The following is a 14,626-nucleotide window of genomic DNA, read 5'->3' on the forward strand; positions in this document are numbered from 1 at the left end:
ACATCGAGTACTACAACACAAAACGCATCAAGGTGAAACTAAAAGGCCTGACTCCGATGGAATATCGAAATCAGGCCTTACAAGCCGCTTAACAGAAATGTCCAACTTTAAGGGGTCACTTCAAATGGGTGGTTTTTTTAGATTTATTGCTGTGGATTAACGAGTGCCGTAAACCACAATTGTTTTACCGTGCGCAGAAATTAGGTTTTGTTCCTCAAGCATCTTAAGGATACGACCTACAGTTTCACGCGAACAGCCAACAATCTGACCAATCTCTTGACGAGTGATCTTAATTTGCATGCCGTCTGGGTGAGTCATTGCATCAGGTTGTTTCGCTAGGTTAAGTAGCGTTTGAGCAATTCGGCCTGTTACGTCTAGGAAAGCAAGGTCGCCCACTTTTTGGCTAGTTACTTGCAGACGTTTCGCCATTTGAGACGAAAGACGCATTAGAATGTCAGGGTTTACCTGGATGAGCTGACGGAACTTCTTGAAAGAAATTTCAGCGACTTCACAAGGTGATTTCGCACGAACCCAAGCAGTACGCTCTTGTTCTTCGTCAAACAAACCTAGTTCGCCAATGAAGTCACCTTGGTTAAGGTAAGACAAGATCATCTCTTTGCCTTCTTCATCTTTGATTAGTACGGCTACTGAACCTTTTACGATGTAGTAAAGGGTTTCTGCTTTTTCACCAGCGTGGATCAAAGTGCTCTTTGATGGGTACTTGTGAATGTGGCAGTGTGACAAAAACCATTCTAGTGTAGGGTCTGTTTGAGGTTTACCTAAAACCATATTCTTATCTTCCTCTGCAGAGTTCGCTTAGCAGCAATTCCATTTTCAGTCGTGAGACCGGCTCGATTGCATAGGCAACCGGGGAACTAGCATAAAGTGCAACTGTGCTTGCTGCAACTCGTCTTATCATTAGGCTAAAAATACTACCGTGTTTTGCATGGGAAATCTTGATTTTGATCGAGCCAAAGCCCTAAATCTCATACATAAAGTGTGACTACTCACACGCTTTTAAACTTTTGTATCAGATGTATCAGGATTACCCTATTTTTCCGGTTTCGATTAGTTGTTGCAAGATGGGTCTAACAATCAATTCCATCGCAAAGCTCATCTTACCACCGGGTACCACAATTGTGTTGTGCCTGGACATAAAAGAGCCATCTATCATAGAGAGTAAGTAAGGATAATCCACATTTTTTATCCCTCTCAAACGAATAACCACGAAGCTTTCATCGAGGCTAGGGATCCCTTTTGCATTCAGTGGATTGGATGTATCGACCGTTGGGACACGTTGAAAGTTTATGTGTGTACGAGAAAACTGCGGTGTAATGTAATTTAGATAGTCATCCATAGAGCGAACGATAGAATCCATTACCGCTTCTCTTGAGTGGCCTCTATCACGAGTATCTCGAACAAATTTTTGAATCCATTCCAAGTTTACAATCGGCACCATGCCTATTAGGAAGTCGACGTGCTTTGCGACATCCACGTCACCATCTTTAACCCCACCGTGCAGACCTTCGTAAAAAAGTACATCACTGTCGCTTGGCAATTCTTGCCATGGGGTAAAGGTGCCAGGCATTTGGTTAAAGGGGACGGCTTCATCAAAGGTGTGAAGATATTGGCGGATTTTCCCGCTGCCATCTTGGCCGTATTGGTCGAAAAAATTAGCCAGAGCGCCAAAGTCGTTGGCTTCTGGACCAAAGTAGCTAATGTGTTTGCCTTGCTCTTTTGCTTTGCGAATTGCGACATCCATTTCTGGGCGCGTGTAACGATGGAAGCAATCCCCTTCGACCCAGGCTGCTTTCACCTTCATCATGTTAAACATCTTTCTAAAGGCTTCTGAGGTGGTAGTAGTCCCTGCTCCAGAAGAACCCGTTACTGCAATAATTGGGTGTTTTGCTGACATAACATTCCTTGTTTATACACTTGTCGTTACGGTAGTCGACGGGCAATTACTCGTGGCCATCATGCGGCCCGTCATACTCGTTTTGGGTGTCGCTGCGTAACGACTGGCTCGTTTTGATATCGATACTTTCATGAAGCTCCGAATAGACAATATGCGCTTCACCACGGATCAGTTGTTGTTTAACTTGATCGATTTTGTCATCAAGCGTGCACTCGGCATCACCGTAATCGGTCCCTTCTCGCAGCACGAACTCAGAAAGTAAGTTTTGCAGGGTGTCGCTGGCGATCTCTTGCCAGGGAATAATCATAGTCGTGACCTAAGGTTTCCAATTAAGGGAGAAAAATCATAGACAGTCATAGCGCTGATAGCAAACCTATCTGATCAAATTGTTGAAGTGGGTAGGGAGAGCCTCTTCAAGCCAAAGCCTGGGAGAGAATGCTTCACCACCCACAAAGCCAACGTGCCCACCATGTTCATACAAGCGATAGTCTACCGCATTGGGCAGGCGGAAACTTGGGATCACGGCATCGGTCATAAAAGGATCATCTTTAGCGTGAATAACAAGTAAAGGAGTATCCACCTGGGCAAGCTTTGGCAATCCACTACAGGCCTCATAGTAATGGGCTGCATCTTTAAACCCGTGCAGCGGTGCAGTGATCTGCTCATCAAACTCATAGAGACGCTTCATAGAATGTATATCGTCTGCGGTAATGGGTAAGGCTTGTTCGAGTAGGTGCAATTTTTTGAGCGCGTTTTGCTTTAGCGAACCCAGTAAATGGTTTCTGTACAGCCTTGAAAAACCTTGCTCAATTCGAGCTGAGCAGCACGCTAAATCGAGCGGAGCCGAGATAACCGCGCAGGATGAAGTTATGGGATCGTCCGAGTATTTGGCCAAATAATTGACCATCATATTGCCGCCTAACGACACACCGACAACGGCGATGGGGTTATGCGGATAGCGCTGTCTTATTTGTTCAAGGAGCAACCGAGCATCGTCAGTTTCGCCAGAGTGATAGGCACGTGCGAGTCGGTTTATTTCACCACTGCAGCCTCTAAAATGCATCATCACAGATAACCAGCCTTGGCGGGCAAAAGCCTCCATCAATCCATTGGCGTACGGGCTTTCAAATGAGCCTTCAAGACCATGAAAAAGCACAAATATGGGTTTGTTGGAGTGCTGTCGTTGTGCGTCGCTTTCGCTCCATACGAGATCCAAAAAGTCATGATCAGGAGTCTCTAATCTCTCAGGGTAGCCAGTGAGTACGGCATTTTTGCGAATCAATCTCGGAGCCAAGGTTTGAATGTGTGGGTTGGATAATCCACGGGCTGGAATAAAGGGATTCATAGTACAAAGCTCTGGTCGGGTTGAGAGTCCAATAATGCCACAAGGGCTTTTAAGCCTTGCTCCAGTTCATTCTTGTCGGCAGGGGCACTCACGGATAGCCGCACCGCTGGCTCAATGGCCGTCGCCGGAGGCGCAAAAAGCTCGGCTGATTTAACGGTTAGCCCTTGCAGCTCCGCTTGCTGCACAAATTCAGACAGCTTCCAGTGTTCAGGCAGTGGCAACCAGGCGTGAAACCCCACGCCTCGACCAACAATGTGATATTTAGAAAGATATTGAGTCACTAGCTGGTATCGCTGTAGCATCTCTTGGCGAACTAAATCCAATACTTTGTCGGCGTTACCACTTTCAATCAGCTGGCAGCATAACGCTATTAATAACGGACTGACCATCCAGCTATGGTTTTGTAGCGTTTGGGCTAACGTAGAGTAGAGGGGAGTGGGAGCGTGCAAAAAGCCCACTCTCAAGCCTGGTGCTAGGGTTTTAGAAAAAGCATTCACATAGATAACCTGCTCAGGCGCGAGGTTAACCATAGCGGTAGGTGCATTTGGTTCGAGCAAGCCATTGATATCGTCTTCAATGATAATCACATCAAAGCGTTTACAAATATCGATGATGGCGTGCCTTCGTTCCAGTGGCATCGTTGCGGTAGTGGGGTTTTGCAGCGTTGGCGTCAAATACACAAAGCGAGGGCGAAAACGCTGGCAAGCGGTCTCCAAGCTTTGCGGCGTGATCCCTTGCTCGTCCATAACCACGGACTTTAAGCTGAGTTGTTTCTGTTTTGCAGCATTGAGTAACCCTGGGTAGGTTTTCTCCTCAACCAGCAATGTATCTCCGGCAGAGCAAAACCCGTCCATCACAAGCTGTAGTGCGTGTTGCGCACCGTGACAAAATAGCAGTTGCCTAGCCGAGAGGTGAATGTTGTGTGTGGCTAACCAATCACATACGACCGATTTATGACCCTCGTTACCTACTGCGCTTTGATAAAGCATCAATTGATTGAGCAGCTGTGGTGACTGGCTAAGCTGAGACATGGCTTGGCTCATCATCTGGTCACGCTCGATAAACGGAGGAATGTTATATCCAAGATGACATTTCACATGCTCTTGCTGCTCCTCAAATACCCATCCACCTTGGTTGGGGTTTCGGACATACGTACCGGCACCAACGCGCGCTTCAACCAACCCTTGTCGTTCTGCCTCAGCATACGCACGTGTCACTGTGCCAATGGTGACACCCAGTTGGTCAGCAAGAGCGCGGTGTGTGGGCAGTTTCTGGTGGTATTGAAGTTCTCCCGATTGAATCTGAGTGCCGATCCATTGGGCAATTTGTTTGTACATTGGGATCTTGGATTGTACGTCCATTGTCGGGATTGTCATGGTGACAATAAATCCTTTGCGTTCAATTTTGGCCAGTGTTAGGGTGATTTTGCCGCAATAATGCGTATAAATCAAACTCGGATTCAGATTGTACCGATACAATTAAAGGGGAGTAAGTCATGGATTGGGGTTATTTTGTGTCTATCGCCGTGTTTGCCTTAGTAATGACCGGGACACCCGGACCTAACAACGTCATGTTGACCGCATCGGGGGCCAATTTTGGGTATCGTCGTTCGATTCCGCATTTCTTAGGTATTGCTTTGGGGTTGAATACCTTGATTGTATTGTCTGCTGCAGGACTGGATGTGTTGTTTCGATTGTACCCCGCCGCTCATACGGGGTTGAAAGTGGCTGGGTGCAGCTATCTGCTGTACTTGAGCTGGAAAATTGCCACTACCAAGAATACCAATAACGCGTCTGTGGCCAACAATGAAGAAAGCGCGCCAATGACGTTGTTGCAAGCCGCTCTGTTCCAGTTTTTAAACCCTAAAGCTTGGATGATGTCGGTGGCCGCAGTGGGGACGTTCACCCTTTCAGGGGCCTATTATTGGTTGTCGATTTTGTCCATTTGTTGTGTGTTTGTGGTGGTGCAAGTACAGACGTCGTCGGTATGGATTGGCTTTGGGGCATTGATTCGACGTTGGCTTTCGACACCTAGAGCACAAAGCCAGTTCAATTATGTGATGGCGGCGCTTACTGCATCGTGCGTGGTGTTTATTTGGTAGCCATTTATTTAATTTAGTCGCTATATATTTAGTAGTTGGGCATTGCGATGGCATTATGCACTTGGATTGAAAATAGCGACTAAAGAGTCAGCGCTAAGTTGCTCGCAATAAATTTGCGTCAGTTTAGCGCTGCTGGTTTTACTAAGATTGAGCTGATTGATGCAGTCTACTAGGTCAGATTGCTGCTGCTTTTCTAACAAAAGCTCGAACTGCAGAGATTCTCGGTAAAGTGAGTCGGGCACTTCTTTTTTTAACTGGCGACGTAACTCTCGATATTGAATCAGCAGCGTCTCTGAACGTTGCAAAGCACGATTGAGCGCTACCAAGTCTTGTTGGTTAAGTGCCAGTTTCTGTTCGTCTAACCATTTGAGCAGCAACAGTAAGTTTACGTTTCCACCGTAAACGTTTTGCAGCTTCAAGCACGCATCTTTAATGCGTCGGTCGCCATAGTACTGCAGGCTAAATTGCCAAAGGCGCTCCAATGTTAATCGAGGAAGTGCGCTGTGAGTCATTCTCGTTCCTTGTGAATATCACCACTAGAATATCCCGTATAGGCTCTTGTGCGGTGTGCTGCGTTATTCTTGCATAGCTTCAAGTTGCTCTTGTGCGTCCATCCATTCCATTTCGACTTCTTCTAACTCCGCTTTTGCCGATGCTTGTTGATCAAGTACCTGAGTGAGAATGGCTTTATTGTCTTCTTCGTAAATAGAATTGTCTGCGAGCTTCAGTTCATTTTGCGCTAAAAGTTCGGAGAGCGAGTCCATTTTTGACTCACACTTCTCAATTCTCTTACGTAGTGGTGCACTGAGTTTTCGCAATTCGGCTTGTTTGCGCTTTTGTTCTTTACGAGCCGCCGCACTGTTGTCGGACGATTTTGGTTTGTCGACTTTAAGCTCTTGTCTTTCTACTTTTTGTTGTTCGGTCAGCCATTTATAGTAATCGTTAAGATCGCCGTTAAACGGCTCTACCTGCTTGTCATGCACCAAGTACAAGTCGTCACTGGTGGCACGAAGTAAGTAGCGATCGTGACTTACGATAACCATAGCCCCCTCAAAGGTTTGCAATGCTAAGGTCAACGCTTGGCGCATATCTAAGTCTAGGTGGTTAGTCGGTTCATCGAGCAGCAATAAGTTCGGCTTTTGCCATACCACTAGGGCGAGCACGAGGCGGGCTTTTTCTCCACCAGAAAACGGAGCAACGGCGTCTAGCGCCTTATCGCCTAAAAAGCCAAAGCTGCCTAAGTAATCTCTAAGCTGTTGTTCAGTATGATTGGGAGCAATTTGCATCATGTGTTGCAGAGGCGATTCTTCTGGGTGAAGGGTCTCTAATTGATGCTGCGCAAAATACCCAATTTTGACACCTTGAGAGTAGCTAAGTAGGCCTTGCTGTGCATTGAGCTCTTTGGCCAATAACTTTATGAGCGTCGACTTACCTGCTCCATTTCGTCCCAGCAGGCCAATACGGCTGCCAGGGACTAAGTTGAGTTTGATCTTATCTAAAATGATGGTGTCGTCGTAGCCAGCGACGACGTCTTCCATCATCAGAATCGGATTGGGTAGAGCCTCGGGCTCGCGAAATTCGAAACTGAATGGGTTATCAAATTGCGCAGGTAATACCTTTTCCATTTTTTCTAGCGCTTTAATCCGGCTTTGTGCCTGACGTGCTTTTGATGCCTTATAACGGAAGCGGTCAATATAGCTCTGCATATGCGCCATTTGCTTCTGCTGCTTTTGAAACTGTGCTTGTTGCAGCAGTAGTTTCTGAGCGCGTTGAGTTTCAAATGACGAATAGTTACCGGTGTACTCATTTAAGGTCTGGTTTTCGACGTGGATAATGCGTTTTACGATGGGATCGAGAAAATCTCTATCGTGTGAGATCAGCACGAGCGTTCCAGGGTAATTTTGTAGCCACTTTTCTAGCCACATCACTGCGTCCAAGTCCAAGTGGTTAGTCGGCTCATCGAGCAGCAACAGGTCCGAGCGACAAAGCAGGGCTTGTGCTAGGTTGAGTCTCATTCGCCACCCACCTGAAAACTGGGTAAGGTTCCAACTCATTTGTGCTTGAGAAAATCCTAAACCATTGAGCAGCTCTGCGGCGCGCGATCGAATGGTGTAGCCACCAATAGTGTCAATTTTTCCATGCAATTCAGCGGCGAGCGTGCCGTTATCTTGTTCTTCGGCGTGCTTAAGATCGGCTTCGAGTCGGCGAAACTCGCGATCGCCATCAATCACGTATTCTATTGCTTCTCGCTCTAGTGCTGGGGTTTCTTGCGCAACCCACGCTAACTCCCAATGTTTCGGGAGACTAAAGTCACCCCCATCAATCGTGAGCTCATCTTTCATTAAGCTAAACAGCGTTGACTTTCCGCATCCATTCTTGCCCACAAGGCCGACTTTGTCACCGGGATGGATAGTGGCTGTAGCGTTGTCTAGAAGGACTTTGCCGCCACGCAGCAGTTGAATATTGGAGAAAGTGATCATGTGAGCCGTTGTACAAAAAAATTGATTGGCGCCGAGTATACCAAGTATCGAGCGAAATAGGATATGATGCGAAGGCTATACTTTAGAATATCGTGCGTTATACAGGAAAAGCCATTGCAAGGATCGCAAAAAAGCTCGCAACTCAATTCGAAGCCCAAAGTACTATTGGTGGTCGCTCACCCAGACTTAGAACATTCGATTGTCAATCACCTGATGCTCAAAAAGGTTCAGGATCTTTCGCATGTCACCGTCCACGACTTGTACGCCCATTACCCCGATTTTTTTATTGATGTTGATGCTGAGCATCAGCTACTCATGAAGCACGACATTGTCGTGTTTCAATTTCCAATGTTTCTCTATTCTTGTCCTTCGCTACTTAAAGAGTGGATGGATCGGGTACTTGAAAAAGGCTTCGCTTATGGTGAAGGGGCACAGTTGAAAGGGAAAACGTGGAAAACAGTGATCTCTACAGGTGGCAATGACGATGCGTTTTCCAGCAATGGTTACAATCAGTACACCTTAAATGACTTTCTACGCCCATTTGAAATGACCGCCGCGTTGTGTCAAATGCACTGGCTTGAGCCGATGGTTTTGTATTGGTCGCATAATGTTAGTGATGCCGAGCGATATGCTCACGCTGAAGAATTTAGACTGTGGTTACAACACCCTCTGGGCAGTAAGGAGAGTGGCTAATGGCATTGGGCAACGAATTCTTGCAAAACAGCGTGACTTTTTTGGTCGCAGCAGTGGCTGCAGTGCCACTGGCTCAACGTTTGGGTCTTGGCTCTGTACTCGGCTATTTGCTCGCAGGAGTCGCCATTGGTCCGTGGGGACTAGGGCTCATAAAAGATGTCGAATCAATTCTACACTTTTCAGAGTTTGGCGTGGTACTGCTGCTCTTTCTGATTGGTTTAGAACTTAACCCTAAAAAACTGTGGCAAATGCGCCGTCCCATTATTGGGCTAGGTGGGGCTCAAGTACTTGTAACCAGCGCGCTTCTTACTGGGGCTGTATCGCTGCTCGGGTTTAGCTGGAACGTGAGTGTGGCCATTGCTATGGGGCTGGCCTTGTCGTCAACAGCGATAGCTCTGCGTGTCATTGAAGAACAAGGTTTGGCAGGAAGTGAAACCGGTCAGTCGGGTTTCGCGGTGTTGCTGTTTCAAGATATTGCGGTGATCCCGATGCTAGCTCTGTTGCCTGTGTTGGCCGGCAATGTTGCTGGTGATTGGTTGTCGGCGTTGTCCACTATCGCAGGTGTGTTGGCACTGCTTGTGGCAGGTCACTTCTTGCTACGTCCGCTTTTTCGATATGCGATTTCAACAGGCACAAGAGAGATGTTTACTGTCACGGCGCTGCTCGTGGTGGTTGGCATAGCCTACGTCATGAATTACATGGGATTGTCGATGGCACTTGGCACCTTTTTAGCGGGGGTGCTGTTAGCCGAAAGTGAATTTAGGCACGAGTTAGAAATCACCATAGAGCCGTTTAAAGGGCTATTGCTTGGGCTCTTTTTTATGTCCGTTGGCATGGCGGTGAATTTAGGGCTTTTAGCGCTGTACCCTCTGGAAATATTTACCGCTGTGATTGCATTGGTAGTCACTAAAGGGCTGGTGCTCTATGTGCTTGCAAGATTATTTGGTACTCGTGCAAAAGCGCGCTCAAAAATGGCAGCGATACTCAGCCAAGGTGGAGAGTTTGCCTTTGTGTTGTATACCGCCGCACAGTCTCAGGGGTTGTTAGACGCTGAGACCGTGAGTTTCTTACTGGTGATTGTCAGTCTCTCTATGGTGACAACGCCGCTGCTGTTGATTGCTCAAGATCGCTGGTTTGCTCGTACCATTAATGAACCCGAATTTAATGAGCCGCAAACGGTAATAGATAAAAAGCCCCGTGTGATCGTGGCAGGCTTTGGACGTTTCGGTCAAATTGTTGGCCGATTGATGTACGCCAATAAAGTTAAAATTACTATTTTGGAAAGTGACGCAAGTCAGATCCAGCTGCTTCGTAAGTACGGCTACAAAGTCTATTACGGGGATGCGACCAACTTGGAGCTTCTACGCAGTGCCGGCGTAGAAACGGCAGAAGCAATATTACTGTGTACAGACTCTCCCGACGAAATCTTAGCCATCGTTGAACTGTGTAAGCAGCATTTCCCCCACCTTAAGGTGATGGCTCGTGCGCGCAGTCGTGTAGAAGCGTACCAACTGATTAATCATGGGGTCGATAACTTTTCTCGAGAGACCTTTTTGGGTGCCTTAGACCTAGGAAGACAAGCGCTTATAGAGTTGGGCATGCACCCATATCAAGCGGCGCGAGCAGAGGCGCATTTTAAAAAGCTCGACAATCGTATGCTGGAAGAACTATTGCCTCAGCATACTGACGATAAAGATTTAGCGCTTCGCGCAAAAGAAGCTCGAAAAGAGCTAGAAGAAATATTTGGCCGCGAGATGGAAAAAGACAAACCACAGGGTCACGACTGGAGTTAGTGGAATGAAGAAGCGATTTATCGCTGGAGCGAAATGCCCAAAATGTTCGAGCGCCGACAGTTTACGTTGGTGGACCGAAAACAATATAGAAATGGTGGAGTGCGTGGACTGTGGGCACATAGATCAACGTAAGCCCAAGTCACTTGAAGAAAGTCCTCAGGCAGAACAAGAAATGATCGGGATATTTAAGCCAGAGTGATGGGTGAGTAGCGGTGCCACTCGCCGATGACGTCGAACTGAACCTAGTACAATTAGGTGTAAAAGTGATGATGTCTCGCCTTTTGTGACAGTTCGATTTCTTAAACAATCGCGCATTGAATTTTCTCTCGGCAATCACCATTAATAAGACAGTGGCAAAAACGTCAGATTTCTGTATTATTGCCGCTCTTTTTTTGAGCAGTGTGTTGTTTCATGCTGTTTTGCTGTAAGCCTTAGTCTTGATGAATCAGGTATATTGAATATGAAAATTGAAAACAATCGCGTTGCAAGTCTCGCCTACCAAGTCAAACTTGAAGATGGTGTTGTCGTTGATCAGTCTAGCGTTGAAGCGCCTTTAGACTACTTGCACGGCCACAATAACCTGATCACTGGCCTTGAGCGTGAGCTAGAAGGTAAGCAAGCAGGCGACAAGTTTAGTGCAACAGTAACAGCCGAAGATGCTTACGGTGAGCACAGCGACGATCTTGTACAACGTGTACCTGCAAACGTATTCCAAGGTGTTGATGAGATTGAAGTGGGTATGCGTTTTCTAGCGGATACTGACCAAGGTCCGATCCCAGTTGAAGTAACTGAAGTGGATGGTGACGAAGTCGTTGTTGATGGTAACCACATGCTGGCTGGTCATACGTTGACTTTTGATGTTGAAGTTGTTGCAGTACGTGAAGCAACTGCAGAAGAAGTTGAGCACGGTCATATCCATAAAGAAGGTGGCTGTGGTCACGACCATGGTGATGACCATGAGTGTTGCGGTGGCGAAGGCGACTGTGGAAAAGGTGAAGAGTGCTGCTCAAATCACTAATCCAATGATTTAGAAAAAGCCTTCCACTCGGAAGGCTTTTTTGTTTGAAGGACGGAATAAAGGAAACGGCATGACCAAACAATCACCTCCAATTGCTATTGCCATTCATGGTGGTGCCGGCACCATTGTGCGTGAGCAGATGTCCCTTGGGTTGCAAAGTGAAATTGAGCAGGCATTGAGCGACGCAGCACAAGCTGGCTATAAAGTTTTAGCCGATGGAGGAGACGCACTGGATGCCACGGTTGAGGCGGTCAAAGTGTTGGAGAATTGCCCTCATTTTAATGCCGGCCATGGTTCAGTACTGACACACGATGAAATGGTTGAGATGGATGCTTCTGTCATGCACGGTCGTAAGCGTGATGCAGGCGCGGTTGCTGGCGTGAAATATGTGGCCAATCCTATTATGTTGGCGAGAGATGTGATGCTTCACAGTCCCCATGTGATGTTACTGGGAGAGGGCGCACAAGCCTTTGCAAAATCCTTAGATTACCAGTTTGTTGAGCAAGACTATTTCTTTACTGAACGTCGCTACGAGCAGTTGCAGTCAATGAAAGAGAAAGGGCTGTTTGCGCTGTCCGAAAGCCGATACCCCGACGATAAGAAGTACGGCACAGTCGGAGCGGTCGCATTAGATATGGACGGGAACTTGGCTGCGGCAACCAGCACTGGAGGGGTCACCAACAAAAAGTTTGGCCGTGTTGGCGATACCGCCATTATTGGTGCAGGGACCTTTGCAGAGAATAGTACTGTGGCCGTTTCAACCACAGGGATGGGCGAGTATTTTATTCGTCAGACCGTCGCATCGGATGTCGCTGCTCGTATGCGTTATCTTGACGAGCCTATGAGTGTATCTTGTGACACCATTATTCATGGTGAATTAAAAGAGATGGGCGGCGAGGGTGGGCTCATCGCTATGGATTCACAGGGGCAACATCACTTTTCAATGAACAGCAGCGGCATGTACCGCGCGGTAATTACTCCGTCGGGCGATCTAGAGGTCAGTATCTACGCAACGTAGAGTGATCAGAATGGGTTGGTATTAGTAGTGAGGTGGCGGAGTTTCTTCTGTTTCATCCGCGAGATTACTTTCACCAAGGTTTTTTACTTTGCCAACTACATACTTCATTTGGGTTTGCATTTTGCTGATCACTAACTGTTGATCGCTGAGCGCTTGGTTGAGTTCATCAATGGTTTGTTCTTGGAACGCCAATTTGACCTCTAGGTCGATAATGGTTTGCTCTAGTTGCTGCAGTTTTGTGTCGTTCGAAGACTGGCTCATGTGTATTTCCAATAGTGCGTGAGTTAAGGCATTTCCCACTCTTGAACAATACCGGCAGATGAGCCTGCGACAATACTGTTATTCGGAGTGAAGGTCGCATCATACACCACCGCGATAGCAGGTCTAGACTCTTTATTGGGCTCGACGCTCCAACCCTGACGTTTTTTCCCACTTGCTACATCCCAAACAGCGACCTTTCCAGCAGGCGTACCTGTTATTAACTGTTGCCCATCATCGGAGAATCGAGCAGTAGAAAACACTTGCTGACGTAAAAATGTGCTTAACGTTGAAACTTTTTCACCGGTTTTGATGTCCCATATAAATGCATCATTGGCGTCAGAGGTAAATGCCCAGCGTCCATCTCGATCCAAGGCCACACGATTAACCCGTGCTTGATGCTCAAATTGAAATAGCGCTTGTCCAGTCTGTGTGTCCCACAGGTAGGCGAAATAGTCATTGCCCCCAGAGAGGGCGTAGCGACCATTGCTCGATAGAGCAACAGTGTTGACTTTTTCTCGGTGAGCTAGAAATTCAAGGCGGCGTCCAGTGGCCACATTGACATAGATAGCCTTACCGTTGGTAAGACCCAGTAAGACATGCTCACCGTTATTGGCGACATCGAGATCTCTAATGGTGCCATCGGAAATGGACCATAAGCCCAGTGACTGACTCCAAGCGAGCTCCCACACGGCGAAATTCATTTGGGTTGCGGTAATCGCATACTGACCGTTGTCTGAGAAGCGAATGCGAGTCACCTCACTAGATGACGGATCTTGAGCGCCTAAATGGGCTAATTGCTTGTTTTGTAAAAGATCCCATAGTATAAGATGATCTTGTTTAGAATAAGCTATGCTAAAACGACCATCGCGAGAAAGTGCTAAGCTAGATGTAGTGTCATCAGCAAGTTGCCATTGGTTAAGTTGCTGAGTTTTAAAAAAACACCCAGCTAACACAAAGATGACACACAACACAGAGGCGACATTTAGTATTGTTTTTTTCAATGCTCTACACCGTTGGTTAGACGCTTCGCTTAAAGAAGCACAATTGATTACAGTTATAGTATCGCGCACAGCCTACTTATTTTGTGCGAGGTGCAAGTTAAATATAATGGCTTGTCCATTTTGGAGATATGAATGAAATCACTATTTAAAGTTTCACTGCTCGCTGCAACTGTAGCATTTGCTGTTGGTTGTCAGAAAGAAGAAGCTTCTCAACCAGAAGTATCGGCTGCGCAGGAAGAAACTCAAGTAGTCGCAATGACTTTTAACACAGAAGATGAAAAAGCGTCATACGCAATCGGTGCTCAATTCGCGACATTCCTAAAGCAATCTATCGACAAGCCTAAAGAGCTAGGCATCAATCTAGATAGCGCATTGGTACTTAAAGGTATCGAAGATGGCTTCGGCGAAGGCGCAGAGCTGTCTGAAGAAGAGATCATGATGGCGCTACAAAGCCTAGACCAACGCGTACAAGAAAAAGCGCAAATGATGGCTGCAGAAGAAGCTGAGAAAGCGATCAAAGTCGGTGAAGATTTCCGCGCAGAGTTTGAAAAAGAAGATGGCGTGATGAAAACAGACTCTGGTCTACTTTACCAAGTGCTTAGCGCTGCAGAAGGTGAATCTCCAGCGGCTACTGATGTTGTAACCGTTCACTACACCGGCACATTGATTGACGGCACTCAGTTTGACAGCTCTGTAGAGCGTGGCGAACCAGCTTCATTCCCATTGGATCGCGTTATCCCTGGTTGGACTGAAGGTGTTCAACTTATGCAAGTTGGCTCTAAGTACAAGTTTGTTATCCCACCAGAGCTTGCTTACGGCGCTCAGGATGTACCAAACATCCCAATGAACTCTACTCTAGTATTTGAAGTTGAATTGCTAGAAATTGTTGAGCAAGCGGAAGAAGCGGCTCAATAAGCGCAAAAAATATTGCGGTAGATCACTATTAAGGCTCGGAATTTCCGAGCCTTTATTTTTTCTTCAAATTTTCTGATAAACTTTCA

At 46.8% G+C, this 14,626-nt stretch carries 17 protein-coding genes; 8 read left to right on the forward strand and 9 right to left on the reverse strand.

The genetic code is table 11. The features are described 5' to 3' along the window. Positions 1–92: IS3 family transposase (locus tag JQC93_RS12685; protein ID WP_205158803.1), on the forward strand; the 92-nt coding region annotated here is incomplete at its 5' end. 64 nt (positions 93–156) lie between these two features. Here the strand turns inward: JQC93_RS12685 and crp are convergent. From crp to JQC93_RS12710, 5 genes are all read right to left on the reverse strand, one after another. Then, entirely contained in the window at positions 157–789 is a 633-nt protein-coding gene (gene crp, locus JQC93_RS12690) for a cAMP-activated global transcriptional regulator CRP (RefSeq protein ID WP_084885271.1), read from the reverse strand. A 256-nt stretch (positions 790–1,045) separates the two neighbouring features. Beyond that, on the reverse strand, positions 1,046–1,915 hold the full coding sequence (locus JQC93_RS12695) for a phosphoribulokinase (protein ID WP_205158832.1): 870 nt from the start codon (positions 1,913–1,915) through the stop codon (positions 1,046–1,048). 46 nt (positions 1,916–1,961) lie between these two features. Then, the gene (locus JQC93_RS12700) at positions 1,962–2,222 is read right to left on the reverse strand and encodes a YheU family protein (RefSeq protein ID WP_205158833.1); all 261 of its coding nucleotides are present in this window, start codon (positions 2,220–2,222) and stop codon (positions 1,962–1,964) included. Between the two features lie 66 nt (positions 2,223–2,288). Next, the gene (locus JQC93_RS12705; protein ID WP_205158834.1) at positions 2,289–3,260 is read right to left on the reverse strand and encodes a hydrolase; all 972 of its coding nucleotides are present in this window, start codon (positions 3,258–3,260) and stop codon (positions 2,289–2,291) included. Then, positions 3,257–4,636 (reverse strand): aminotransferase-like domain-containing protein, encoded by a 1,380-nt coding sequence (locus JQC93_RS12710; RefSeq protein ID WP_205158835.1) that lies wholly within the window; start codon positions 4,634–4,636, stop codon positions 3,257–3,259. The genes JQC93_RS12705 and JQC93_RS12710 overlap by 4 nt, the downstream gene beginning before the upstream one ends. Before the next feature lie 119 nt (positions 4,637–4,755). Between JQC93_RS12710 and JQC93_RS12715 the strand changes: the two genes are divergently transcribed. Next, complete coding sequence (locus JQC93_RS12715; RefSeq protein WP_205158836.1) at positions 4,756–5,361, forward strand: LysE family translocator; 606 nt, start codon at positions 4,756–4,758, stop codon at positions 5,359–5,361. A 53-nt stretch (positions 5,362–5,414) separates the two neighbouring features. Here JQC93_RS12715 and JQC93_RS12720 read toward each other — a convergent pair whose 3' ends face one another. Both JQC93_RS12720 and JQC93_RS12725 read right to left on the reverse strand, forming a co-directional pair. Next, positions 5,415–5,873 (reverse strand): TIGR02444 family protein, encoded by a 459-nt coding sequence (locus JQC93_RS12720; RefSeq protein ID WP_205158837.1) that lies wholly within the window; start codon positions 5,871–5,873, stop codon positions 5,415–5,417. A 63-nt stretch (positions 5,874–5,936) separates the two neighbouring features. Further along, positions 5,937–7,841, reverse strand: a complete 1,905-nt coding sequence (locus JQC93_RS12725; protein ID WP_205158838.1) for an ABC transporter ATP-binding protein — start codon at positions 7,839–7,841, stop codon at positions 5,937–5,939. Positions 7,842–7,955: 114 nt separating this feature from the next. Here JQC93_RS12725 and kefG point away from each other — a divergent pair, with 114 nt between their 5' ends. From kefG to JQC93_RS12750, 5 genes are all read left to right on the forward strand, one after another. After that, complete coding sequence (gene kefG, locus JQC93_RS12730; protein ID WP_236009553.1) at positions 7,956–8,534, forward strand: glutathione-regulated potassium-efflux system ancillary protein KefG; 579 nt, start codon at positions 7,956–7,958, stop codon at positions 8,532–8,534. Next, positions 8,534–10,327, forward strand: coding sequence for a glutathione-regulated potassium-efflux system protein KefB (gene kefB, locus JQC93_RS12735; protein ID WP_205158839.1), 1,794 nt, complete (start codon positions 8,534–8,536; stop codon positions 10,325–10,327). Before kefG ends, kefB begins: the two co-directional genes overlap by 1 nt. 4 nt (positions 10,328–10,331) lie before the next feature. Beyond that, a complete protein-coding gene (locus JQC93_RS12740) occupies positions 10,332–10,526 on the forward strand; it encodes a YheV family putative zinc ribbon protein (RefSeq protein WP_205158840.1) in 195 nt (64 codons plus the stop codon). A gap of 261 nt (positions 10,527–10,787) precedes the next feature. Continuing rightward, positions 10,788–11,345 carry a peptidylprolyl isomerase gene (gene slyD, locus JQC93_RS12745; protein ID WP_205158841.1) on the forward strand — a complete coding sequence of 186 codons (558 nt, stop codon included), beginning with the start codon at positions 10,788–10,790 and terminating at the stop codon, positions 11,343–11,345. A 70-nt stretch (positions 11,346–11,415) separates the two neighbouring features. Continuing rightward, positions 11,416–12,363 (forward strand): isoaspartyl peptidase/L-asparaginase family protein, encoded by a 948-nt coding sequence (locus JQC93_RS12750; protein WP_205158842.1) that lies wholly within the window; start codon positions 11,416–11,418, stop codon positions 12,361–12,363. A gap of 21 nt (positions 12,364–12,384) precedes the next feature. Here JQC93_RS12750 and JQC93_RS12755 read toward each other — a convergent pair whose 3' ends face one another. Both JQC93_RS12755 and JQC93_RS12760 read right to left on the reverse strand, forming a co-directional pair. Beyond that, entirely contained in the window at positions 12,385–12,624 is a 240-nt protein-coding gene (locus tag JQC93_RS12755; protein WP_084885295.1) for a SlyX family protein, read from the reverse strand. A gap of 23 nt (positions 12,625–12,647) precedes the next feature. Then, positions 12,648–13,625 carry a WD40 repeat domain-containing protein gene (locus JQC93_RS12760; RefSeq protein WP_205158843.1) on the reverse strand — a complete coding sequence of 326 codons (978 nt, stop codon included), beginning with the start codon at positions 13,623–13,625 and terminating at the stop codon, positions 12,648–12,650. Between the two features lie 132 nt (positions 13,626–13,757). Here JQC93_RS12760 and fkpA point away from each other — a divergent pair, with 132 nt between their 5' ends. Continuing rightward, positions 13,758–14,540, forward strand: coding sequence for an FKBP-type peptidyl-prolyl cis-trans isomerase (gene fkpA, locus JQC93_RS12765; RefSeq protein WP_205158844.1), 783 nt, complete (start codon positions 13,758–13,760; stop codon positions 14,538–14,540). The last annotated feature ends 86 nt before the right edge of the window (positions 14,541–14,626 follow it).

This window comes from Vibrio ulleungensis (assembly GCF_016900875.1).
Lineage (GTDB): Bacteria > Pseudomonadota > Gammaproteobacteria > Enterobacterales > Vibrionaceae > Vibrio > Vibrio ulleungensis.